Genomic DNA, 22,398 nt, shown 5'->3' with positions numbered 1-22,398 from the left:
CTCAGGCGAAATCAATGCGCAGTATCGCGAGGGCCGTAAATGTCCCCTCGGCGGGAGGCATGCCAGTGGTGCTGACAGGATAGGCCTGTAGCGAGATGTTGGTGGTGTAAGTATCACTGTCGACCATGTCCAACGTAATCGGAATGGCGCTGCTGGTATCTGCGGGGCGTAGCGTCATACCATCAGACGCGGTGATTTTGACGCCGACATCCGGGTTCGTGGTCTCCAGGGCATCGGGTACACTGGTGGCAGGCGTTCCGTCCACACGCAAGGTCAGATTCGCCAGCGACGCCCCGTAGTTACATGACACGGGAACATTAAAGGATTTGGCATTTACATTACGTGGCTTCTCGCCCACGGAGATAAAATCCGAACTGTACATTTCCCCCAGATCCAGTGAAATCACCGTTCCGGCATTGATGACGCAATTCTGGGGTACCACCACCGTACCGCTTAAGAAAATCTGTGCGACGGGCTCAGGGCTGGTGGCAGTTGTACTCTTGGTGACATAAAAATCGGCCACATGGACATTTTCAAAATCGCTGCTACCCATAACGGCTTTCTTGAAACGGAGATCGAGTTTACCTGACCCTCCGCCGTTGACCTTGGTATTTGTGGCCGCATCATTCGCCAAACCACCGCGAACATTCCTGAAGGGGACGTAGCGTGCAGCCCCCATAATATTCAGTGCGACGGTACTGTCCAGGTACTCATTGATATAGTACCACTGGTGTCCATCATTGGTGGTCGGTGTTAGCGTGGAGCCTGCAGAGAAGTAACGATAACGGTTGCCTGTAGTCGGTTCATCGCATCGAATGTGGCTACTGACGCTCTGGCTCCAGGTGGCTGCCGACATAAAGGTCTGACCCGGCACGTTCTCGGAGGGGACTGTAATCGTGTAAGTCCCAAAACTGGCGATGATGGGGTTAGGTGTTCCCGTACGGGAATAACAGGTATAGGTATAACCCCAGGCATTTTGCAGTGATAAGGCAACGAACAAGAGTCCGCTTGCGATGAGAGTATGTTTCAGGGCTTTCATTATCGACACTCTATGTTCAATGTATTTATTGTATTCCCGGCAGCATCCTCAGGAAGACGGTAATGGCCAGTACATGTCTGTTGGTCTCCCGCACCCCATTTGGCAACGATATCACTCTCAAGCGACAGTCCTGACAAATAGGCCTGGCCGGCATCGCCAACAATGCTGCTGTTTTGGTCTGTGCTAACCATTGTTCCGAAGGGAAGCGGCTTACCATTGTGTGTGAGGTTAATTAACGCGCGGGCACCCACATGAGGATTGAATTCGGCACGCACCAGCGCACCACGGGTAGGGACAACGTTGACCACGTTCTCTTCCAGTTCAACGTTAGCTGGCATATTAGTGGTATCCAGGGACATTCGGTTACGGCGATATGTTGTGGCAAAAGGCACCACGGCATAACCCTGCCAGTCCGTTTTAAGGCCCTCAACATCATCGACTTTGACATTTTTCGCTCCTGGTGCGGCGATAAGAACATTGGTGTCACCCAACGGCTGGCTGAAGGTTATACCCTCGTCATGGATGACAATTCCGCCACGCAAACTGTAATTAAGCTGTTGGTAGTCGCCGTTATCGCTGTAGTTGTATCCCATGCTGGAGCTTCCCCAGGAGGTGTCGTAGCCGATGTTCACCGCACCGTTTGCGTTGTTTTCACTGCCGGTTTGATATCCTTGCTGGACGCTATAGTTGAGATTATTGTCCTCCAGCAACGTCCCGTTAATTCCTGCGCTGTGAGAAGAATTACCGTGTTGGTCATGGCTGAAGTTATAGCTGGCGTAGGCTTCGTGATGCTGCTGGGTAATATCGTCGCCTGATGAGAGCCACAAACTCAGAGGAACTGAGAAACCGAACGCAATACGCTTGTCGGCATCGCCTAACCCCGGAATTTTGTTGTAACTGTAGCTGACATTCCAGGAGACACCCTTGAGGTTTCCGCTGTAACCCGCCTGTAGCAACGTATTGGATTCATTCGTTTTCCAGTAGCTTTGACGGCTGCCACTGAGATAAATCGACCCGTACTGACCTAATTGTTGCGACACGTTAACCTGGAACTTTGCACGCTTATTGTTATTTAAATTGTAATAGTCGACATACGGTGACTCGTCGTTATTATCCGTATTGCTTTCATCCTCGATAAACCCGGACATCTTTTTCCAGGTCGTTTCTTCGAGGGTATAAAAACCTTCTGTCGAATAGCGATAACCAAGTAACTGGAAGTTTGTACCCAGCTCATTCAGGGACTTCGCATATAAAAAACGAAGAGAAGCACCGCTGTGGTCGCTTCCGTCGATAAGCCTACTTTTGGCCTGTGTCACATCAGCTGAAATGGCGCCAAATTGGCCGACATTGATTCCAAGACCTAATGCGAAGGCCTTGTACTGGCTGGCCAGCTGCGTTCCACCATAGGCTGTCACACCGGCGGGTAAACCGTAGATCAACGTAGATTGTACAAACCCAACGCTGTCTTGCTGATCGTTATTACTGCGGTAATCCCCGGCGGTCAGGGCATATTTTATGTGACCTTCTCGCTGTAAAACCGGCACACTGGAATAAGGCACGCTGTAAATGTTCACGCTGCCATCAGCTTCTTTTACCTGCACGACAAGATCACCACTTGACGAGGTGGGGAAAAGGTCATTAATTTCGAAAGCACCGGGCGGAACGTAAGTCTGGTAAAGGGTATAACCGTTCTGTTTAATGGTGATCTGTGCGTGACTTTTGGCAATACCTCGCACGACCGGCGCAAAACCGCGCAGGCTATCGGGGAGCATATTATCGTCAGACGCTAACTGGACGCCCCTGAAACCAATGCTGTCGAACACATCTGATGGGGTCGTGCTGTCGCCGATCACCAGTTCACTACGCAGTGGAATGATCGCGCGCTCCAGATAGGTATTAATATGGTTCCAGTGGTTTTCACCAGATGACCCGTCGCTGTAGTTCCAGGTAGCGTAATCCCGCAGACGCCAGGGACCATAGTTAAACCCGCTATTCAGCCCCAGGAAATAATTTCTGTTTGATTCGTCATCATGCGTATCCGATCCCGAGAACGTGTAATTAAACATCAGTGCTGTAATACCTTCATCCCAGTTCGAGGGAGGTATATAGCCACGGGCGGTATTAAGCATGGCAACCTGGGGAACGGTAATGTTCAGGCGTTGTTGGTCGAAGGCAAATTCCGTGCGAGCACCAGGGATAACCCGGGCAATGTCGATGGTCGCGTTCGGGTCCGATGCAGTAAGTTCAGGGATCGCGGTGACATTCAATCCCATCGATTTAAGCATTTTCAGGGTAAGTTGAGGCCGAAGACCGGTATCGTCCAGTGAGGCTTGGTCGTTGGTATCAACTACAAAGGTAATATCTTGCGAGGACTGAAAAATATCATTTACCCATATATCTACGCGATATTGACCGGGAGCCTGATTACCATTTTGAAATCGGGAAAGGTCGGCTACGGCATCAGGGTCGGCAGAGAGAAATGCCGGGTTGAAAATATTTTCTGCGTAGCAATTGATGGTGGCAAGCGATATAAAAAACGCAAGTGTAGTTCTTTTATAATATTTGTTAACCATCGTCGACAAGTTTCCTTTTAACGAGTTCGGCAAAGCGGAGTTCCTGTCAGGAGCGACAGTGCTGTTGTGGCGTATTCGCACCGAAATCATTAAGGGTGCTGAATTTGACGTCGCCCTGGCCTGCCACTGTTAATGAGGATTTTGGGGCGACCATATTGTTCGCCATTTTTTTTCCGCCGATGCTGAGCTGTACTAACGTCACGTAATAAGGGGAAGGGTTATTGATCACTGTTTTCCCGGACTCGACATGGCAGGTTATAGTTGCAGGGGCATCGACAGAACGTGACGGTAAACCTTCCGGACGCATGAACAATTTGATGACACTTTGTGTAGCAATCTGCAGGGTATTACCCTTAAGCGATTCTTTCGGGACTGAAGGTATGGCTTTACTATTGATATAAAAAACGGATTCCCGATCCTGAGGCAGCATTGGGCCGGTGTAAATAATACGTAACTTATTCTCTTTTTTAGGCTTAAGGACAAATAATGGCGGAGTGACGACAAAGTTAGCCGCCTTTGAACCATCTGCGCGTGAAATCCAGGTTTGTACAAGAAAACTCATGTTTTCTGACGTATTATATAACGGTAATGAAATTTGCTTTTCATTTTCGCTATAGATTACTCGCGTCGCGCCGAGTGCAATTCCACCCGCATGAGCAGCACTGAAACCTGTGAGATTAAGCAGGGTTGCCGTGATGGCTATTTTGAATATTTTCATATTGATATACGTCTTCAGAGAAAAAGCCCCGCCAACGGGGCTTACCATTCACTCAGGAATAGGTGGTGGTGAAGGTGGCAACAGCGGCTACGCCACCTGCGGTAGCAGCACCGGCAGTGGCAACATAGTCCACACTAAATGGCAGGATGTTTTCGCCGGTAGTCATGGTGGTAGCATTACCTGCCGTGCCCAGAGTCATGGCATTACCATCCTGACCGTACAGTTGCAAAGCAACGTTTGTGGCTGCACCGGCACCGGCGGTGTTGGCTAAGGCTCCAACTGTGTTCGCGTCTGACTGACCGTTAAAAGTCACAGCAACGTTTGACCATGCGGTGGTGTCACAATCTTCCAGCTTGATGTTGAAGGATTTTGCCTGGCCCGCGGCCTGGCCGGCAGTTTGCAGGCGAGAAGCGCGAACCTGATCCAATGCTACCGTCTGGTTCAGGCTGTCAGCAGAGACGGCGCATGCGCCATCGACAACCTGGCCTGTGAAGTTAATAGTACCGCCTGATACGGTTGTTTCTGCTGCGTGTACTACGCCAGAAGAAATTGCTGCGGTTACAACGAAAGCCAGGGTCGTTTTAATTAATTTCATAGTTTTCCTTATTTTCCTTTTATCCTAATAAATTAGGGGTGGTTTAAGTTGAAATATTGATAATCCTTTGGTGGCAGTTATTGGTAAATAAATGTCACTTTTTATCGTTCTTCTTTCAGAGGTTTGACTATTGCTGTGTGTTTGTCTTCTATTTTCCCTTTTTGACGTCACTCCTTGTTTGTCTAAAATCTAACTTACATGATTTGTATGGTTATACCAAGAAGACTGCTTGCTGATAGTGTTGATATATAAATTTAAAAAAATAGAAATTTTGAATTTTAATGGGTCTGGTACGAAGTAACATATTGGCCTCCTTCCACTTTGCACTACTTTTCCTTGCCATATCCATGATCATCGCTCACTGGCGAAGGTCTTTCGACAACGCGAAATCATGGCGATTTTTTTACAACGTATTCTTCCCAGGTCGAGTCGGTTCGCCTGTACCCTGACAAAACACTCTGATTCTTGACCTGCTTCGCACACGTATGACTGATTTTTCACGGTAACTCGCGAGGTAAATAAAAATGTCTATACTGATGCTGTATCCCATTTCGTTGCTGGCATTCATCCTGATTCAGGTTCACTTTTTGTAGCCGGAGCCGGGTAAATGAAAGCGGTAAGCGTATAAAGGAGCCGGTAAGGAACTATGAAACTTTTAGAAAAAAAGAAAACGCTCGCCGTCGTCATCTTCTCTGTCTTAGCGGTCTATTTCGTGCAAAAAATACATACGCGACATCAGGATAATAATGCGTTGGCTTATGTTGATGTGCAGCGCGTCCTCACAGAATCCACTATTTTGACGCAGGAAAAGGCCCAGAGTGAGGTTATCAAGAAACGTCTTGAGAATGATATGAAGAACCTTGAAAATGCTTACGCCAATATGCCCGAACCGCTCCGGCGCGAGAACCGTTTTGTTGATATGACAAACTTAAATAACCAGTTCAGAAATGAAACTAATCATATCCGAATGAAAAGTATGTTGGTTATTAATGAAGCAATTGAAAATTACAGGCTTAAAAATAAATTATCTATTGTGGTATATAATCGAAATATAACTGAAAATAATAAATACCGCGATATAAGTCCGATGATCATCCGTGAAGTTAATAAATCGAAGATCAACTACGACCCGCAACAAACGGCAACGCAAAATTAATGTGTTTAAACTGCTTGTTTAAGGTGCAAATGATATCACCGGTACAGTCGCCCGGAGGAGGAGAATAGCATAATGGATATGAGCCATTACCTGCAGGACTCCCCCTATGGATTTCTGCCCATACCGATGGTGATTACGGAACCGGCGGTAGGCTTCGGTGGTGGCCTGTTTGGGCTTTTTTTGCACGGAAAAGGCAAGCAGGTGAACAACCGCTTTATCCCCCCGGCTATGACAGGCTTTGGTGGAGGTGGGACGCAGAATGGCACCTGGTTTGTTGGGGGTGGCCACCGTCATACCTGGCAGGATGACCGCATACGCTATCTGGTGGCAGGGGGCTACGCGAATATTAATCTGGAAATCTACTCAGGTGACATCGACGGCTTTAGTCATGATCGCTCTGTTGAAGCTGAGACCCGCGGCTATGGCGGAACGCAAAAGTTGCTGTTTCGCATGGAGGATACGCCTTTCTTTTTTGGCGCGTCACAGTTTTGGGCAAAAATGGATATTTCGTCACCGGACAATCCGGCTATCAATAACGTATGGAAACGGGTGTTGGGTGAAACCAGCACGTCATCGGGGCTGGGTATCGTGGCGGAGTATGATACCACCGATAATTTCTTCTGGCCCAGTCAGGGGATTTCTCTTAGCGGTGAATACCAGTTTTATGGCCACTACCTCGGGGGCGATTATCGCTACGATTTAATGACGCTTGATAGCAAATTTTTTATCCCGCTCTCGCCCCGCTGGAACTTATCCCTTGCTGCTAACTATCAAATGCTGGCAAATCAGGACAAACACCTGCCGCCCATGGCTCGCCCCTATATTGCGCTTCGCGGCATCTCTCGCTACCGCTATCAGGGTGAAGATGTCAGCACGGTACAGACTCAAATTGCCTGGCAAGCAACACCGCAGTGGGTGGTACAAGGGTTCGTCGGCGCAGGTAGCGCAGCAGACCGCGCCAGTGATATCTATAAAACGGCGGAAGTCGCCTGGGGAACCGGGTTTCGCTATGTGATTGCCAAAGAATATGGCCTGCATTCGGGGATTGATATTGCCTTCAGCGACCATGAACAGGCGGTTTATTTCAACGTGGGCACCGGGCTGTAAGCGGGCAATGAGAGGCGAAACCTTCATGTTACTCAGGTTTCGGCATGGCCCTGGAGCTACCCTCCAGAGCCTTCAGAACAACGTTAACGTCAGGGGTGTTTAGCGGTTCTCTTCAATATAGCGAGCCAGCTCCGCCGGGGTTTTCAACACCGTTGCAACGTCGGTCGGCGGGATCATACAGCCGTAGACGTCCTGCACTTCCAGTACCATATCGACCGCCAGAATGGAGTCGAGAATATCGGATTCAATCAGTTCATCGTGAAAGCCCACTTTGCGGGATAACACTTTTTCGAACAGGGCGAGAATTTCTTGTTCCATAATTTTTCCTGGAGTCATTAATTTGTGCGGGCGTAAGCGTCCAGCAACTTGCGGTCAATTTTGCCGTTAGGATTCAGCGGCAAAGCGTCTTTTACGATAATTTGTGAAGGCACCATATAGTGTGGAACCACTTTCGACAGCGAGGTTTTGATCGCCTCCGGCGCCATATCCGTCACGCAGAACGCGGCAATGCGCAGCACGCTGCCGCAGGATTTCATCAGCGGCAGCACCACGGCTTCGTTGATGCCGGACATAGCCAGCAGACGGTTTTCAATCTCGTTGATCTCAATGCGGTAACCATTCAGCTTGACCTGGCTATCGTTGCGGCCCTGGCAATAGATGAGCCCATCTTCATAGCCCAGGTCGCCTGTCCGGTAACCGCGGAACATTTCACTTTCCCGACGCAGTAATTTTGCAGCGTTCTCCTGTGGGAGACCGAGGTAGCCGCGCATGACGTTTTTACCCCAGATAATCAGCTCGCCCTCGGCGGAAATTTCCATTCTGCTATCGGGCATCATGACCCCAACCGGCAGCACGGCGCTGTCGCTGTTGAGGATCTCATCCGTTATCTCGACCACGGTTGTCGCGATGGTCGCTTCTGTGGGGCCATAGGAGTTAATGATTTTGGCCTGCGGGAAACGGCGGCGTAACTGTTTAACCAGCGCTTTATTTAACACTTCACCAATAAAGATAAAGACGTTCAGTGCAGGCAAATATTCGCTGTTGAACTGCGGGGAAAGCAGTTGCTGGTATGCAAAAGAGGGGGTGGAAACCCAGGCCGAAACGGCGTTGATTTTCAGTCGCTCCAGCCAGTTCTCTTTCTGAATATCGTCTTTGGCATTCAGCACGATGTGTCCGCCCATTGCCAGATTCGCCAGCAAAGGGATCAAGGAGAGGTCAAAGCTGAACACCGCGTGGTTCATCAGGACCGGTTTTTCCGGCAGTGAAAAGTCCTGGCTGACCCATTTCATGAAGTGCCACACGCTTTCACGTCCTATCTGCACCCCTTTAGGCTTGCCGGTGCTGCCTGAGGTAAACATGATATAGGCCAGATCCTGCTCCTCCAGAACCTTGCCCGCTTCGCCGGTGGCAATGAACTGCTTTGTTGCCACGTCATAGTAGTAAGGGGAACTGGCCAGATGGCAGATCTCACGCAGTCGTTCCTGCGGGTAAATACAGTCCACTGGGATGTACGGAATGTTGTGCAGCAGGCAGCTATAAATAGCCACCGCGAACTCAGCCTGCTGATGACCGTACAATACGACCGGTGTACCGTCGACAGGCTGGCAGCGTCGATAACGCTGTACCCAGTCCGCCACGGCGGAGGAAAGTTGCAACCAGCTTAAGGCGTCGTCGCTGCCGGTGATGGCCAGTTGCTGCGGGGCGGCGGGATCGAACAACGCCGCACGTAAGAAATCCTGCAGTTCCTGAAGGTCAGAGTGATTTTTCATAGAGGTGACATTCCACTAAAGATGTAAAGGGAGCCCGCGGCGCTTCCCAGCGTCAGAATTCGCCCCAAAAATGCAACAGCCGGATACTGTAATCCCCGGTTCAATGCCGGGCTGCGTTTGGCTGACCACAGCAGCATGTTATGAGCAACAGAAATGACGCCAAACAACGCGCCGCTGATGACGTAATGGCGCTCCAGGCCATTCCATGCCCCCATACAAAACAGGGTGCAAAAAATACCGATATTTTGCGCCAGTGTTTTGTTCTGGCGGAAAAAATTGAACTTCATCAGGTTCATATAGACGGGCATAAAGACCACATCACGCAGCCATTCAGACAGGCTGATGTGGAAGCGACGCCAGAAATCCTGCGGGTTTTTCGCAAGAAGCGGCATATTGAAGTTTGCCGGAATATTCAGGCCAAACAGGCGGCCTGCGCCGATGGCCATATTGCTGTAACCCGCAAAATCAAAGTAGAGGTAGGCGCTATAGGCAATCGACATCACCACACCCACGGTCAGCGTAAACGGCTTATGGCTCCAGGGCTGCACGACAAGCGAATCAATCAGCATGGCAAACAGGAACTTCTGGACAATGCCGGTAATGATTTGCTCTAAAGCCACTAAAAACTGTTCACGGTTCAGCGCAAACACGGGCTTGCTGACATCATTCATCCATGTCCGCCAGCGGTACATAGGGCCAGCCAGGATAATAAAAGGCATAAAGAGATAGCAGAAATAATGCAGGAAATTCTGGCCTTCTTTTTTACTGCGATAGAGCAATACATCCACTGCGCGAAACGTCATAAAAGAGAGGCCGATCATGCCCCAGTGGTTATTTAGGTGTAACTTCACCAGGAACAACGGCAATAATGTTAAAACGACCGCCTGCCACGTTTTTAACCATCCTTTCGCTTTTAACGTGGCGAAAGCATAAAAACTGAAAAACACGGCCACGGGAACAAGGTAATCACCCTGAAAAATATAACCCCAACCTAATGTGGCCAGAACGGATAACGCAGATAAATAAGTCAGACGATGGCGTAATACGCAGTTAACCGCCGCAAACACCAGGGCGGATGAGAACAAATAGACAAAAAACATTCCTGAGCTATACATCGTTTGGCCTCAGAACTTTTGATATTCAAAATGCAGCTGCATACTCATGCTGTCATCAACAGAGGTCCACGCGACAATGGTGATCGCCAGCAGGAGATAAAGGAAAAAAAGACGGATCGCGATTTTCATTATTTAAAACTCTGTGCAATAAAGCGAATCATAGGAACCCAGGCCAGTTCGGAAGGGTGCAAACGATCCCAGTTCCAGCCATTCTGATAAGGCATGGCGTACATATCTAAATAAGGGATCTGGTTCTTTTCCAGAATGGTTATAATTTGCTTATCAACCGGGCGGAAGGTATCGGTATTGTAAAGTGCCCAGGGATTAACCGGGTCGACGATAGCAATCACCTGCACGTGACGTTCTTTCAGCAGCTGAACGGTTTTACTGAACGCGGCGATTTGCGCAGGCACGACCGGCGTGTCATCCCACTGTTGCGGTTTACCGTCTTCATCGTAAATCGTTTTGTCCATCCACAGCGTGGCCGCGCTCTGCTGGCGTGTTTTATTTAACTCGCGCGCATTCGCCAGCTCTTTATCCCAGTCAGGGGTAATGTGGGTTGTTGGCTGCTGCGGCCAGGGCTGTACCGTCTGGGGTGTGACGTTGAGCATCGCCAGCCAGTCGTTTTTGATCATGGTGCAGAAGTTGGCAAACTGAAAACTGACCTCATCCCAAATGAGGTCAGGATGCCAGCCAAAGACACGCATTTGACCAAAGGTTAAATGGCTTATCTCTTTCGCATCAATATGCTTTAAGTAATTGACCAGTAACGGGCGTGCCTGCGGATCTTTCATCAGCGGATTAAAAATAGAACCCGGGAAATTATCGGCATAGATAGCAGGAGGCAGACCTTTTGAGTAAAAACTGTCTGGTGCCAGAAGCAAAACAACTTTACTGTTTGCGTTAAGGCTATTTTTAAAACGTGAGAACAGTAAGAATTGCGTTTCGTCGTCGACAAACGCATCACCATACGCCACGACGGGTTTGTGCAATTGCTTATTAAAGTAATTATATACAGCGTAATGCTCATCTTCAGAGGTGGCGACCTCTGATGCACCGATGAAGAAAATAGCATTCCCTTCTAAGGCATGGGAAATGGTGGTTATTTTTTCCGCTTGTTCTTTAGGCGTTCCCGCCATTGATTTAATCAGCGGCTGGAAGGTGAGGGGCGGATCGAAGCTTGTCACCAACGGGTGAACACACAGGAACAAAATGGCCAGGGTCGCCATCAGGATGTGTAAGCAAAGCGAATTTTTGATTTTCATCATCAACCAGTAAGAGTACATGACAGTAATTTTTTAAAGTCTGTTGTCATTCAGATTTATAACAATTACACAACAAATGGCCGTCTGTTTTTATGGCATTCTATACCAGAGCGAATTAAACGGATGAGCGTTGCTGTGTTACGGTATGTACAAGGGCGCAGAGGCTGATGCGAGGTAAGCATCTGGGTGACTTTTTGCGCAGTTAAACGCCTGTGAGGAAAAATAGAAAAATTCCTGCTTTACAAGGCGCTAATAGATGTTTATAGTGCGCCTCACTTTGGAAGCGTGGCCGAGCGGTTGAAGGCACCGGTCTTGAAAACCGGCGACCCGAAAGGGTTCTAGAGTTCGAATCTCTACGCTTCCGCCAAATTCGAAACCCAGGTCGTTATGCGACCTGGGTTTTTTGTTTTAGCCGGTTTCAGCATGCGATTCAGTCGTGCTGATGTGACGCTGGAACGGCGTTCTGGCATACCGGTGAATATCAACCGCAGCGGCGCGTCCCAGCAACCTGGGTGCGCAGCGCGTTATCAACAGGACGCACAAAATCCTGCTCAAATTTTAGCATAATGATTTGTTTTATATTTTTTAACGTCCAGCCCTGGCTATTACTATTTTTAATGCCCATACGTTTTTTCGTATAATAAGACGCTGTCTCCATTACGTGAGACATCAAAGTGAACAGGTTCTTAATAATTTTTCATGTTTCATTTAATTTTCTGCAAATAGTTTGGTCTGACACGCAAAACTGATTAAATCATGGTGTGGATCACTGCCGACAGAACATAACTAAAATATAATGGCGGTATCGTTCTGAAGCAGGGTTTATTCGCTTCAAAAAATTACTATTACCCACCATGAATGGAAGACATGATGAGAGGAAAAATCCCCAAGAGCGAGTTGCTGGTGACGTTCGAAGTTGTGGCGCGTCACGAAAGCTATACCCGCGCCGCAGAAGAGCTGGCGTTAACGCAGAGTGCAGTGTTCAGACAGGTGACGGCCCTGGAGGAGTTTTTACACACCTCATTATTTAACCATGCTAAAAAACGGATTTTTCTAAATGCAGCTGGAAAGCATTATCTGAATATCGTGAAAGAGACGTTTAATAGGCTGGAGCGCGATACAAATATGATAATGAGCTGGCAGCCTGCCGTTCAGGTGGTGGAGTTGGCGGTAAATCCCACCTTCAGCACGCACTGGCTGATCCCTAATTTATGGGAGTTTAATAAATTAAATCCTGATATTATTGTTAACATTCACTCGCTGGCTAATATCGGCGATTTTTTAAATCGTGAGTACGATGCGGCTATTATGCGCGCAGATTTTTGTCCTCCGTGGTCGGAGGTCGATTATTTATTTGAAGAAGAGATCCTGCCGGTCTGCAGCCGAAGCTTGCTCCCCAGTGTGGAGCAGAAACTGGGGGTTGAGGAGCTGCTAAGGGAATTTCCACTGTTACACCAAAGCACTCGCGTCAATGGCTGGCAGGAGTGGTTTGCGCTTTCCGGTATTACCAGTCCGGATGTGAATCTTGGCCCGCGTTTTGACCTCCTCTCGATGCTGATTGCCGCAGTACGATCGAACCTTGGGGTCGCGCTGCTTCCCCGCTTCGCCATCCAGCATGACCTGGACTGTGGCGAGATGGTTATCCCCTGTGATGTTCCTATCCGCACCGGTAACCGCTTCATCATGACATGGCGGGAGGAAAAGGCTCAGTCCCTGCCGTTACAGACCTTCCGCGAGTGGCTACTTCAAAAATCAGTACTGTCTCCGGTGGAGTAAAAATACCGGATGGCGACAGCATAGCGCGCCATCCGGTACCGGCATGCTTACCAGTCAATGCCTTCCTGTGCCTGAATACCGCTGTCAAATGCGTGTTTTACCGGGCGCATTTCGCTAACTGTGTCGGCAAGCGCCAGTAATTGCGAGTGGCAACCGCGTCCGGTGACGATCACGGTCTGCTGCACCGGACGATTCTCAACCGCCGCGATCACTTCCTGAGTATCCAGATAGTGATAAGCCAGCATATAGGTGAGTTCATCCAGAACTACCAGGTCGTAACTCGGGTCAGCCAGCATGCGTTTACTCTCCTGCCACACAGCCGTTGCGGCCTGAATATCCGTCTCCCGGTTTTGTGTCTCCCAGGTAAAGCCGGTGCCCATAATGTGAAACTCGACGCCGAGCGGATGCAGGGTGTTGTATTCGCCATTATCCCACTGACCTTTAATAAACTGCGCGACGCCAACGGTTTTACCGTGTCCGACGGCACGCGTTGCCGTGCCGAAGGCAGCAGTGGACTTGCCTTTTCCGTTGCCAGTGAAGACGATCAGAATTCCTCTCTTCTCTGTCGCCGCCGCTACGCGGGTATCAACCTGCTCTTTACGCTTTTGCTGCCGTTGGCGGTGTCTGTCTGCGTTAGCTCGCGCTTCCATAATGGCTCCTTAATGTCCGGCAGGGCAGGATGCACAGCGATGCTGCTGCTCAAACTGGCTGAAGAAATTATTCCCTTTGTCGTCAACCAGCACAAAGGCGGGCAGATTTTCGACCTCCATCATCCACACCGCCTCCATGCCCAGTTCGGGATACTCCAGGCAGCGCAGGCTTTTAACGAACTGCTGTGCCAGCAGAGCCGCCGCACCGCCGATACTGCCGAGGTTGAAGCCACCGTGTTTATGGCAGGCATCGGTGACCTGCTGGCTGCGGTTACCTTTGGAAAGCATGATCAGGCTTCCGCCCGCGGCCTGAAACGCATCGACATAGCCGTCCATGCGCCCGCCGGTGGTTGGGCCGAGGGAGCCGCAGGCCTGATTCTCCGGTGTTTTCGCCGGCCCGGCGTAATAGACGATATGGTTTTTCATGTACTCCGGCATCGGCTCGCCGTTATCCAGCCGCGCTTTGATTTTTGCGTGGGCGATGTCGCGGGCGACCACAATCGGGCCGCTTAACGACAGCCGGGTGCCGATCGGCAGGGCGGACATATCGCGCAGGATCTCACGCAGCGGGCGGTTCAGGTTGATCTGTACGGCTCGGGCGTCGTTTTCCTCACGGCTGGCCTCCGGGATATATTTCCCTGGGTTATGCTCCAGCTTCTCCAGCCAGATACCGTGTTTGTTGATTTTCGCTTTGATATTGCGGTCGGCTGAGCAGGAGAGTGCCATGGCGACAGGACAGGAACCGCCGTGGCGCGGCAGGCGGATGACGCGAATATCGTGCGCGAAGTACTTGCCGCCAAACTGGGCGCCGATGCCGAATTCGCGGCTGGCGTTGAGCAGCGTGGCTTCCAGCGCCGTGTCGCGGAACGCCTGGCCCAGTTCGTTTCCGCTGGTAGGCAGGTTGTCATAATATTTCGTTGAGGCCAGCTTCGCCACCTTCAGCGCCTGGTCGGCAGAGAGACCGCCGACCACAAAGGCAATGTGATACGGTGGGCAGGCCGCGGTACCGAGCGACTTCATCTTCTCGATCAGGAACGCGGTGAGCTTCTCCGGCTGCAGAATGGATTTCGTTTCCTGGAACAGCGCGGCTTTGTTAGCCGAACCGCCGCCTTTATTGACAAACAGGAAGCGATATTCGCTCCCCGGCGTGGCGCTGATGTCTATCTGTGCCGGCAGGTTGGTTTGGGTGTTGACCTCGGTATACATGTCCAGCGGTGCGTTTTGCGAGTAGCGCAGGTTACACTCGCTAAAGGTGGCGTAAATTCCCTTGCTCAGCGCTTCGGCGTCATCACCGCCGGTCCAGACGTGCTGGCCTTTGCTCGCTACAACGGTGGCCGTGCCGGTATCCTGACAGTTTGGCAGAATGCCTTTTGCCGATACCTCGGCATTGCGCAGCAGCTGCAGGGCGACATATTTATCGTTACTGCTGGCCTGCGGGTCGTGCAGGATGCTGGCTATCTGCGTTAAATGTCCGGCGCGCAGGAAAAATGAGGCTTCATAAAAGGCCTGCTGAGCCAGCAGGGTCAATGCCTCAGGCGCCACCTTAATGACCTCCTCGCCCTCTAACTCCGTCACCGTAACGTGTTGCGTGCTGAGGAGTTCATATTCCGTCGTATCGTTACTTTGAACAAACAATTCCTGCCAGACAAATGGTTTAGACATAATACTTCTCACTTTGTGGTCGTTTTTGCCGGGCGCTGGCGCAGCTGCCACGCCCGGCTTACAAAATCACAGCCGGTTGGGATCAATGGGCTAAAAAGAGATTGGCCTGCGTCGCCTCAGCGACGTACGCAATTGTCTGCTGGGCGCGGACGCTATTCCCGGCGGCATCCAGCGGTGGCGAATAGACCGCGATGGCGTATTGCCCGGGCACGATGGCAACCATGCCGCCGCCGACGCCACTCTTCGCCGGGATCCCAACGGTGTACAGCCATTTACCGCTGCTGTCGTACAGCCCGGCAATCGCCATTTCCGCCAGAACCTGCGGTACGTAGCGTTCATTCAGCAATTGCTTACCGTTGAAAGGTGATTTGCCTTTGTTTGCCAGCACCGCGCCCATTTTGGCGAGCTGCTCAACGGTGATGTCTACGGAACACTGGCGGGTATAGATTTCGACGGCTTCCCGGGTATCGCCATAAAAGCTGTTGTAGGATGCCATCAGCATCGCCAGCGCCTGGTTATGCTGATTGGTCTCCATTTCAGATTTGAACACCGGTTCGTTGACGGCCAGCGAGGCATCGGCCCACGCATTCAGGTTATTGAGAATTTTGTTCCAGCGGTCGGTCTTATCTTTCGCCTCGATCAGGCTTACCGTGCTCATCGCCCCCGCATTTACCAGCGGGTTTTCCGGCGCACCTTTGGTCAGCTCAACCGCTAAGCCGGAGTTGAAGGGCAGACCGGTCGCACTGGCACCGAGTTTATCCAGCACCTCCTGCGGACCACGCTGCTCCATCGCCAGCGCCAGGGTGAACACTTTACTCAGCGACTCCATTGGAAACGCTTTTTTTACGTCGCCGACCTGATAAATGTTGCCGTCGACCGTGGCAAGGGTGATGGCGAAATTGTTGGGGCTATAGGTCGCCAGGGCGGGGATGTAATCGGCGACTTTCCCCTCATGATTACCTTTAAATTTTTGGTGAGCCTGCTCAAGCAGCTGCGTGTAGTCCGGCGTGGGTTGCGCCAGCGCGGCGGCGCTAAACAACAGGCTGACGGATAAGAGGCTGACGCCGAAAATATTTATCTTCATGGGGCTATCCTGTAAATCGGAAGATAAAAGGCCAACGACGGTTGGCCTTTGTAATCAATACATGGCGATTTCTGTGTCTGAAGTGGTACTTTCTTTGGCAGGAACCTTGCCGCGGCAGCCGACGCCAAAGTGTTCGCCTTCCCAGCGCCCGACGATAGCGGCACCCATCGCGTTACTCATCACGTTGGTGGCGGAACGACCCATGTCGAGGAACGGATCGACGCCCATCAGCAAAATCAGGCCCGCTTCCGGAATGTTGAACTGGTTGAGCGTGGCGGCAATAACCACCATCGATGCACGCGGCACGCCCGCCATCCCTTTCGAGGTCAGCATCAGGATCAGCAGCATGGTGATCTGCTCGCCAACGCTCAGTTCGATGTTGCACGCCTGGGCGATAAACACGGTAGCAAACGAGCAGTAGGCCATTGAGCCGACCAGGTTAAAGGAGTAGCCGATAGGCAGGACAAAGCTGGCAATCCTCGAGGAGACGCCGAATTTTTCCAGTTTGTTCAGCGTGCCCGGGAAAGCCGCTTCTGAACTTGAGGTCGTAAAGGCCAGCAGCGCAGGTTCAAGGATCGCTTTTGTCAGACGACTGATGCACGGACCGACAATCATCGTGGAAAGGCCAATCAGAATCGCCCACAGCAGGCCGAGCGTCATGTAGAACTCGCCCATGAAAATACCTGCGCTGACCATCACACCCAGACCGCGTTCGGCAATCAGTCCGGAGATCGCGGCAAACACGGTCAGCGGTGCAAACAGCATGACGTAGCCCGTCAGCTTCAGCATCACATGCACCAGAGAGTCGAGCACCTTAATGATGGGCTCGGCTTTCTCGCCAATGGCCGCCAGGCTGCAGCCGAGGAAAATCGAGAACACCACGATTTGCAGGATCTCGTTGCGGGCCATAGCATCAACGATGCTGGTCGGTACCGCGTGAGAGATAAACACTTTCAGCGTGAACGGTTCGGACTGAACGGCCGCAACGGCCCCGGCGTCATGGGCGACAAAGTTAATGCCTGCGCCAGGCTGGAAGATGTTGACGATAACCAGCCCCAGCGCGATCGACAGCAGCGAGGCACAAATAAAAAGGAAAAAGGTTTTGGAGAATATACGGCCGAGTGTTTTAGCATCACCCATTTTGGCTATACCAACCACCAGGGTTGAAATGACCAGTGGGGCGATAATCATTTTCACCATACGTAAGAATATGGTGGTGAAAATAGAAATATCTTGTGAATACGATTTTGCTGTATCTGCTGATGCCATATTATTAATGACCACCCCGGCTATCATGCCGAGTATCAAACCTAATATGATCATTTTCGTTAAGCTTATTTTTTTCATGTTTACTCCATCGGATAAAGGTTGGTTAATGTGTAGGGTCGCGTGCGTCTGAGCCATGACGAACCGCTCAGACGCACGTTTGTTGTGACCAACCGCATGAATTATCTGGAATACAGTGATACAGCAAATATCTATATCCCAATGGACGTTGTTGTATTTGTAGTGTTACAGCTCAAACTCAATACTTAATAACGGCGCATGCTGCTGGGCACCATAAACATCATTGTCACCGACGTTGCCGGAGATAATATCGCGAGGCATGACAATTTTGACCGCATTGGCCGGGTCGAACCAGATAATGCGATGTATAAAGTCAGGCTTAACGTTATATAAACGGGCAATAAGCTGTGGCGTTAATTGCTCCGAGGCTTTTACCCGTTGATAGTCTTCATGCGTTTTAAATAAAATATCCAGAACCAGCTCATACGGCCCCGCATTTTTAGAACGAATGACCTGCGCCAGTGAGCAAATACTGTGTTTCATAACTGAACTCCTTCTGGCGTGACCTGCTCGATGTGGAAATCAAACCGTAGCGCGTCACTCGCTTCAATCAGGTGATAGATTGAGAACTCATACACCGGGCCGCTCTGAATATCGGAAGGGGAGAACGGGAACGCGAGGTTGCCCGCTGTGGCGATCCGGTTTTCGTAGCCGTAGTGCAGCAGGGTAGAGCGCACCAGCGAACAGACGCTGTTGGCGATATCCTGGGTGGGTGCCACCACGTCCAGCAAAATTCCCAGTTCGTGCCCGGCAGACTGCATTGGCTCATGGTTGCCCATCACGCCATTCTTTCCGTACAGGTGGAACGTCATGCGGATGCTGTCGTCATTCAGCGAGAGGTTGCGCTTCACGCTGACCTGCACTTCTTCGAGGATGTTATCGATCCCGGCAATCATGATCGGGTCGCGCGTACCGGCAATGGTCAGACAGCGGAAGCCGACCCGGCGGGCACCTTCAAGTTTCAGCGCATACGGCGTTTCTTCGTGACGGGAACCGCTGACGTACACTTCGCCCTCGTTGACCGCTTTGAAGCTGCACCCTTTCAGGTTCAGGACGCCGCCCGGTCCCGGCAGGAAGTACGGATCGGATTTCTCATACAGGGTATGCGCTGCAGCCGATGTTTCGGTGAATTTACGCTTCGGATTAAACGTTTTCAGCGTAAAGCCGTTATCGTCAATGATGCCCATCGCGCAGTCGGAGCCAGAACCCGGCGTAGCAGCAATCGCCGCGCACTCAAGGATCTTACCGCAATGCAGCGCCAGACCTTCATCGAAGCCCTGCATGATAGGCAGTGCGGCAAAGCAGGCCGGATCGTATGCTCGTCCGCCCAGTACCACCTGCGCCCCGGCCGCAAGAGCCCGCTGGAAAGGCTCGATACCCATCTGCGCGACAATATAGGTGCTCTCCTCGATGGCCTCGTGGGTCAACTCCGGGACGAAGTCCAGGGCAGTGATTTTCCCGTTATCCAGCGCCTGATGCACGGTGGCTTTATCGACATCCGAGGGGATCAGCGCCATAGAGAATGAGAGTTTCTCTTCCTGAGCAATCTCGAGGATTATCTGCCGGCACCACTCCAGATGCGGCGCGGCACCGGAGCCACCCGCGGTACCGATCACCACCGGAATATTGTGCTTAACGCCAGCCACGATCATATAGCGCAGATCGCGTTTTACCCCCGCCCGATCGGTGAAAGGTTTACCTGCCCCCAGGTAGTGGGGACCAGGGTCGGAAGAGCCCGCGTCAACAGCAATAAGATCCGGCGATTCTTCCATAGCTTTACGAAAACTCTCTTCCGGGAAGCCATAGCCCAGGATTGCCGTTGGCGATAAGATCTTAAATGTACGTGCCATCTTTTAATCCTTAGTTTGCAACAGTGCGATGGTGCGGTTCATTTCGTTAAACACGATGTTAAGACCTTCATCGAAGCCCATGCCCGGCTTGATCAGCATGCGCATCGGGCGAGCGGCGAGGGCTACGTGCACGCAGGTGCGGGCGCTGATCTCCGTTTCGTTACAGGTACCGCCCTGATAGGCTTCCATGCCGTGTTTGTTGCAATACAGCACCGCATCAACGATGTTGTGAATACCGCCCAGGTCCGGGGTTTTTATCTGCACCATATGGCAGCTGCCCGCATCGGTGAAATCCACAATGTCCTGATAGGTGTTACACCACTCATCCGCAACGATTTTCACGCCGGAACCCAGGCGCCTCAGCTCGTGGGTGATGGCGCTCAGCAGGCGGATTTGGTCCGGCTTATTACCCGCATCCACCGGCCCTTCAATGTACAGCGGCAGGCCCTGGGCCTCTTTTTCGAGGCTGGCGATATACGCGGCGCAACGGACCGGGTCCATATCGAAAATCAGACCGATAGTGCCGTACACGTCAATGTGCAGCGTCGGGCGATAGCGCGGGCTGGTGCGCAGGCTTAAGATGCGGTCGGATAACCAGCGTACATACTCACGCAGTTTTTCCCCTTTCAGGCCCAGCTTCTCTTCCACGTTGTTGATAAGCGCATGCGGCAGTACATCAACACCTTTGAGGATCATCTTGTCGACGGCGATATAGCGGTCGTCACCGCTCTGACCAAATAATGGAATGGCTTCCGGGACGCACGGCAGTTGCCACTCGTCACAAACGACTTCCGTTTTCAGACGACCGGTCGCCAGGGCCGCCGCGTCGAGCAGCGCCTGCGACAGGCCATAACGTACGGCGGTATGCAGCAGATGGCCATCTATACGCAGTTCGTCAAAGAAACGGGCGTTCGTCAGGAATCGATCAACGTCACGGCCTTCCAGCAGCGGTTTGATGTGATCGTTAAGGAACGGGATGAAGTGTTCAGCCAGGAACAGCGGGTCACGGCCACCTGCACCTGAATATTGCACCGCTGCACAATCGCCCACCGCCACTGCGCCGTTTTCCAGAATCAGCTGTACGGATACGCATTCACCCGCCTGACGAACAGACGTAAATCCTGGCGTTACCGGAGCGCCGGTATAGATAAACCCGTCATGCCCGGCACCGTTTTTGATGGCCTGCTGATCGTCGAAATAGAATGAGGAGTAGCCTGCGGTGAAAAGGGCCTGTTTAATTTTCATTATGGTCTTCCTATTAATTTACTGTGGGATACCGCGTTGATGTCATCAACAACCATCTGGAATGAGGGTTTACGTCCTTCAAAACGCGCGCGCTCGGCGACGTAATCGTGATGCAGGGCGAGAATATCTTTCGGCAGCGGAACCGCACCGGCTTCCAGGACGCGAATCGCACCGGCGTTATCACGCACCGGCAGGATTTTGCCCGCGTTGCAGGAGGCAGGAGCAAACGGTACGTCCAGCACGCCAGCTTCAAACGCCAGCACTGTTCCGCGCGCAACATCACCGTTGCCCAGCTCGAAGACTTTCTTCAGCACGGCGCGGACTTCGCTCTTAATGAGCTCGACTTCCTGCTCAACGGCGGCGCACGGAGGGAATTTCTGATCGCTGACCATATTGAGCATCTGACGTGAGGCCTTCAGACCCTGGGCGTTTGCGGCGGCGGTCGGAATACCGAACGCTTCGTGCGGGCTCTTGGTGATCACTTTGGTCGCTCCGGACATACCGGCAACCGCTGCACCCCAGGAGATAATGGCAAATGCTTTTGACTCATCTTCCGGGAAGCCGCCCATCCACTGGTGGAAGACGGTACTCAGCTCGTAATCGTCAAAGCCGTGGTTATGGAAATATTCGTGGGAGAGTTCGCGCAGAGCTTGAATAGCAGCGATATCCTGCGTCAGGCTACCGACCTGGCCGTAGCCGACGGTGATTGACTTCACGCCCTGTTCCAGCGCCAGCAGACCTTCGATAATCGCCACCGAGTGGGACACAAACGGCGGGATCAGGGTGCCGGTCAGCGGGCCAAACGGTTCGCGGTTGATACGGATGCCGTTCTCTTCGTACAGGCCCATCAGGCGGTCGCAGTACTGCCAGTCGCGGATAGATTTTTCCAGGGTGACGCGCTTAGCGTACGGGATGTTGTACGAGATACCGCCGCCTTCATAGCTGGTAAAGCCGCTGGCCATTGCGATCTCCGCCAGCATGCGCGCATCCGGCGTGCCGTGACGTACCTGAATCGGTTTCTCCAGCGCTTCAGTCATGCGACGGCAGGCGGCGACGCCGTGGTTAACGACCGGTAAGCCGTTAAGTTTGGAGGTGCCCGCTTCGATGGATTTTTGGATCCCTACCGCTGCCTCTTCATAGCGATTCAGACGGGTGTAGGCATCAATGGTGCTGGGCAGCAAATCGCACTCTTCCTGCAGCGTTTTGAGCAGGGCGATATGTTCATCCATGAGCGCTACGCCAGCGCGCGGCTGGCTCAGGGTTTTACCTTCCTGGTCCGCCTTCAGTAGAGCGTGAGAAAAGCGTTTTTGCTCAGGAATGGTTTGCTGGTACTTCACGCCATCTTCGAAGTTCTCAACGTCCTTGCCGGTATGCCAGGTTTGTAAGACCTGTTGCCGCTCAGTCATGAATTCGTCATGGGTTAGCTTTTTATTTCGAAGTTCCATTC

The 22,398-nt window shown here is 51.7% G+C and carries 20 protein-coding genes and 1 tRNA gene; 4 read left to right on the top strand and 17 right to left on the bottom strand.

Annotated elements, in window-relative coordinates:
- Position 1: 1 nt before the first annotated feature.
- Genes WB237_RS08995 through WB237_RS08980 form a run of 4 tightly spaced genes read right to left on the bottom strand, consistent with a single transcriptional unit; the run spans position 2 to position 4,925 of the window.
- Complete coding sequence (locus WB237_RS08995; protein ID WP_336212405.1) at positions 2-1,039, bottom strand: fimbrial protein; 1,038 nt, start codon at positions 1,037-1,039, stop codon at positions 2-4.
- A complete protein-coding gene (locus WB237_RS08990) occupies positions 1,039-3,612 on the bottom strand; it encodes a fimbrial biogenesis usher protein (protein WP_336212403.1) in 2,574 nt (857 codons plus the stop codon). The genes WB237_RS08995 and WB237_RS08990 overlap by 1 nt, the downstream gene beginning before the upstream one ends.
- Before the next feature lie 46 nt (positions 3,613-3,658).
- Positions 3,659-4,330 (bottom strand): fimbria/pilus periplasmic chaperone, encoded by a 672-nt coding sequence (locus WB237_RS08985; protein WP_336212401.1) that lies wholly within the window; start codon positions 4,328-4,330, stop codon positions 3,659-3,661.
- 52 nt (positions 4,331-4,382) lie between these two features.
- The gene (locus WB237_RS08980; protein ID WP_336212399.1) at positions 4,383-4,925 is read right to left on the bottom strand and encodes a fimbrial protein; all 543 of its coding nucleotides are present in this window, start codon (positions 4,923-4,925) and stop codon (positions 4,383-4,385) included.
- 646 nt (positions 4,926-5,571) lie between these two features.
- Between WB237_RS08980 and WB237_RS08975 the strand changes: the two genes are divergently transcribed.
- Together WB237_RS08975 and WB237_RS08970 are read left to right on the top strand one after the other, a co-directional pair.
- Positions 5,572-6,081 carry a hypothetical protein gene (locus tag WB237_RS08975; protein WP_336212397.1) on the top strand — a complete coding sequence of 170 codons (510 nt, stop codon included), beginning with the start codon at positions 5,572-5,574 and terminating at the stop codon, positions 6,079-6,081.
- Between the two features lie 72 nt (positions 6,082-6,153).
- Positions 6,154-7,188 (top strand): BamA/TamA family outer membrane protein, encoded by a 1,035-nt coding sequence (locus WB237_RS08970; RefSeq protein ID WP_336212395.1) that lies wholly within the window; start codon positions 6,154-6,156, stop codon positions 7,186-7,188.
- 99 nt (positions 7,189-7,287) lie between these two features.
- Here WB237_RS08970 and WB237_RS08965 read toward each other — a convergent pair whose 3' ends face one another.
- From WB237_RS08965 to WB237_RS08950, 4 genes are all read right to left on the bottom strand, one after another.
- Entirely contained in the window at positions 7,288-7,506 is a 219-nt protein-coding gene (locus WB237_RS08965; protein ID WP_114978339.1) for an acyl carrier protein, read from the bottom strand.
- 17 nt (positions 7,507-7,523) lie between these two features.
- Complete coding sequence (locus WB237_RS08960) at positions 7,524-8,957, bottom strand: AMP-binding protein (protein ID WP_336212392.1); 1,434 nt, start codon at positions 8,955-8,957, stop codon at positions 7,524-7,526.
- Positions 8,954-10,072 (bottom strand): MBOAT family O-acyltransferase, encoded by a 1,119-nt coding sequence (locus tag WB237_RS08955; RefSeq protein WP_336212390.1) that lies wholly within the window; start codon positions 10,070-10,072, stop codon positions 8,954-8,956. Before WB237_RS08955 ends, WB237_RS08960 begins: the two co-directional genes overlap by 4 nt.
- A gap of 128 nt (positions 10,073-10,200) precedes the next feature.
- A complete protein-coding gene (locus WB237_RS08950) occupies positions 10,201-11,337 on the bottom strand; it encodes a D-alanyl-lipoteichoic acid biosynthesis protein DltD (RefSeq protein ID WP_336213544.1) in 1,137 nt (378 codons plus the stop codon).
- Between the two features lie 279 nt (positions 11,338-11,616).
- Here WB237_RS08950 and WB237_RS08945 point away from each other — a divergent pair.
- Positions 11,617-11,704 (top strand) — tRNA-Ser (locus WB237_RS08945).
- Positions 11,705-11,818: 114 nt separating this feature from the next.
- Here the strand turns inward: WB237_RS08945 and WB237_RS08940 are convergent.
- A complete protein-coding gene (locus WB237_RS08940) occupies positions 11,819-11,962 on the bottom strand; it encodes a hypothetical protein (RefSeq protein WP_336212388.1) in 144 nt (47 codons plus the stop codon).
- A 245-nt stretch (positions 11,963-12,207) separates the two neighbouring features.
- Between WB237_RS08940 and WB237_RS08935 the strand changes: the two genes are divergently transcribed.
- Positions 12,208-13,113: a LysR substrate-binding domain-containing protein gene (locus tag WB237_RS08935; RefSeq protein ID WP_336213542.1), complete on the top strand. Its 906-nt coding sequence runs from the start codon at positions 12,208-12,210 to the stop codon at positions 13,111-13,113.
- 47 nt (positions 13,114-13,160) lie between these two features.
- Here the strand turns inward: WB237_RS08935 and cobO are convergent, their stop codons facing one another.
- The 8 genes from cobO to WB237_RS08895 form a co-directional block, all read right to left on the bottom strand.
- Positions 13,161-13,763 carry a cob(I)yrinic acid a,c-diamide adenosyltransferase gene (gene cobO, locus WB237_RS08930; RefSeq protein WP_108090313.1) on the bottom strand — a complete coding sequence of 201 codons (603 nt, stop codon included), beginning with the start codon at positions 13,761-13,763 and terminating at the stop codon, positions 13,161-13,163.
- A 9-nt stretch (positions 13,764-13,772) separates the two neighbouring features.
- The gene (locus WB237_RS08925; protein WP_442892505.1) at positions 13,773-15,428 is read right to left on the bottom strand and encodes a class I fumarate hydratase; all 1,656 of its coding nucleotides are present in this window, start codon (positions 15,426-15,428) and stop codon (positions 13,773-13,775) included.
- 79 nt (positions 15,429-15,507) lie between these two features.
- The gene (gene glsA, locus WB237_RS08920; RefSeq protein ID WP_336212384.1) at positions 15,508-16,509 is read right to left on the bottom strand and encodes a glutaminase A; all 1,002 of its coding nucleotides are present in this window, start codon (positions 16,507-16,509) and stop codon (positions 15,508-15,510) included.
- A 54-nt stretch (positions 16,510-16,563) separates the two neighbouring features.
- A complete protein-coding gene (locus WB237_RS08915; protein WP_336212382.1) occupies positions 16,564-17,856 on the bottom strand; it encodes a dicarboxylate/amino acid:cation symporter in 1,293 nt (430 codons plus the stop codon).
- A 165-nt stretch (positions 17,857-18,021) separates the two neighbouring features.
- Entirely contained in the window at positions 18,022-18,339 is a 318-nt protein-coding gene (locus WB237_RS08910) for a DUF4387 domain-containing protein (RefSeq protein ID WP_114978324.1), read from the bottom strand.
- Positions 18,336-19,706 carry an acyclic terpene utilization AtuA family protein gene (locus tag WB237_RS08905; RefSeq protein WP_114978323.1) on the bottom strand — a complete coding sequence of 457 codons (1,371 nt, stop codon included), beginning with the start codon at positions 19,704-19,706 and terminating at the stop codon, positions 18,336-18,338. Before WB237_RS08905 ends, WB237_RS08910 begins: the two co-directional genes overlap by 4 nt.
- A gap of 3 nt (positions 19,707-19,709) precedes the next feature.
- Positions 19,710-20,951 carry a methylaspartate ammonia-lyase gene (locus WB237_RS08900; RefSeq protein ID WP_336212378.1) on the bottom strand — a complete coding sequence of 414 codons (1,242 nt, stop codon included), beginning with the start codon at positions 20,949-20,951 and terminating at the stop codon, positions 19,710-19,712.
- Entirely contained in the window at positions 20,951-22,396 is a 1,446-nt protein-coding gene (locus WB237_RS08895; RefSeq protein WP_336212376.1) for a methylaspartate mutase subunit E, read from the bottom strand. Before WB237_RS08895 ends, WB237_RS08900 begins: the two co-directional genes overlap by 1 nt.
- Positions 22,397-22,398: the final 2 nt, after the last annotated feature.

Source organism: Enterobacter sp. P82, assembly GCF_037053385.1.
Lineage (GTDB): Bacteria > Pseudomonadota > Gammaproteobacteria > Enterobacterales > Enterobacteriaceae > Enterobacter.
Note: the sequence above shows the minus strand (reverse complement) of the source record. Positions and strands in the feature narration are given on the sequence as shown.

Bases quoted from the DNA above. Each gene is read 5' to 3' on its own strand.
- WB237_RS08995 (WP_336212405.1), bottom strand. From the start codon at position 1,039: ATGAAAGCCCTGAAACATACTCTCATCGCAAGCGGACTCTTGTTCGTT.
- WB237_RS08990 (WP_336212403.1), bottom strand. From the start codon at position 3,612: ATGGTTAACAAATATTATAAAAGAACTACACTTGCGTTTTTTATATCG.
- WB237_RS08985 (WP_336212401.1), bottom strand. From the start codon at position 4,330: ATGAAAATATTCAAAATAGCCATCACGGCAACCCTGCTTAATCTCACA.
- WB237_RS08980 (WP_336212399.1), bottom strand. From the start codon at position 4,925: ATGAAATTAATTAAAACGACCCTGGCTTTCGTTGTAACCGCAGCAATT.
- WB237_RS08975 (WP_336212397.1), top strand. From the start codon at position 5,572: ATGAAACTTTTAGAAAAAAAGAAAACGCTCGCCGTCGTCATCTTCTCT.
- WB237_RS08970 (WP_336212395.1), top strand. From the start codon at position 6,154: ATGGATATGAGCCATTACCTGCAGGACTCCCCCTATGGATTTCTGCCC.
- WB237_RS08965 (WP_114978339.1), bottom strand. From the start codon at position 7,506: ATGGAACAAGAAATTCTCGCCCTGTTCGAAAAAGTGTTATCCCGCAAA.
- WB237_RS08960 (WP_336212392.1), bottom strand. From the start codon at position 8,957: ATGAAAAATCACTCTGACCTTCAGGAACTGCAGGATTTCTTACGTGCG.
- WB237_RS08955 (WP_336212390.1), bottom strand. From the start codon at position 10,072: ATGTATAGCTCAGGAATGTTTTTTGTCTATTTGTTCTCATCCGCCCTG.
- WB237_RS08950 (WP_336213544.1), bottom strand. From the start codon at position 11,337: ATGAAAATCAAAAATTCGCTTTGCTTACACATCCTGATGGCGACCCTG.
- WB237_RS08940 (WP_336212388.1), bottom strand. From the start codon at position 11,962: ATGGGCATTAAAAATAGTAATAGCCAGGGCTGGACGTTAAAAAATATA.
- WB237_RS08935 (WP_336213542.1), top strand. From the start codon at position 12,208: ATGAGAGGAAAAATCCCCAAGAGCGAGTTGCTGGTGACGTTCGAAGTT.
- cobO (WP_108090313.1), bottom strand. From the start codon at position 13,763: ATGGAAGCGCGAGCTAACGCAGACAGACACCGCCAACGGCAGCAAAAG.
- glsA (WP_336212384.1), bottom strand. From the start codon at position 16,509: ATGAAGATAAATATTTTCGGCGTCAGCCTCTTATCCGTCAGCCTGTTG.
- WB237_RS08915 (WP_336212382.1), bottom strand. From the start codon at position 17,856: ATGAAAAAAATAAGCTTAACGAAAATGATCATATTAGGTTTGATACTC.
- WB237_RS08910 (WP_114978324.1), bottom strand. From the start codon at position 18,339: ATGAAACACAGTATTTGCTCACTGGCGCAGGTCATTCGTTCTAAAAAT.
- WB237_RS08905 (WP_114978323.1), bottom strand. From the start codon at position 19,706: ATGGCACGTACATTTAAGATCTTATCGCCAACGGCAATCCTGGGCTAT.
- WB237_RS08900 (WP_336212378.1), bottom strand. From the start codon at position 20,951: ATGAAAATTAAACAGGCCCTTTTCACCGCAGGCTACTCCTCATTCTAT.
- WB237_RS08895 (WP_336212376.1), bottom strand. From the start codon at position 22,396: ATGGAACTTCGAAATAAAAAGCTAACCCATGACGAATTCATGACTGAG.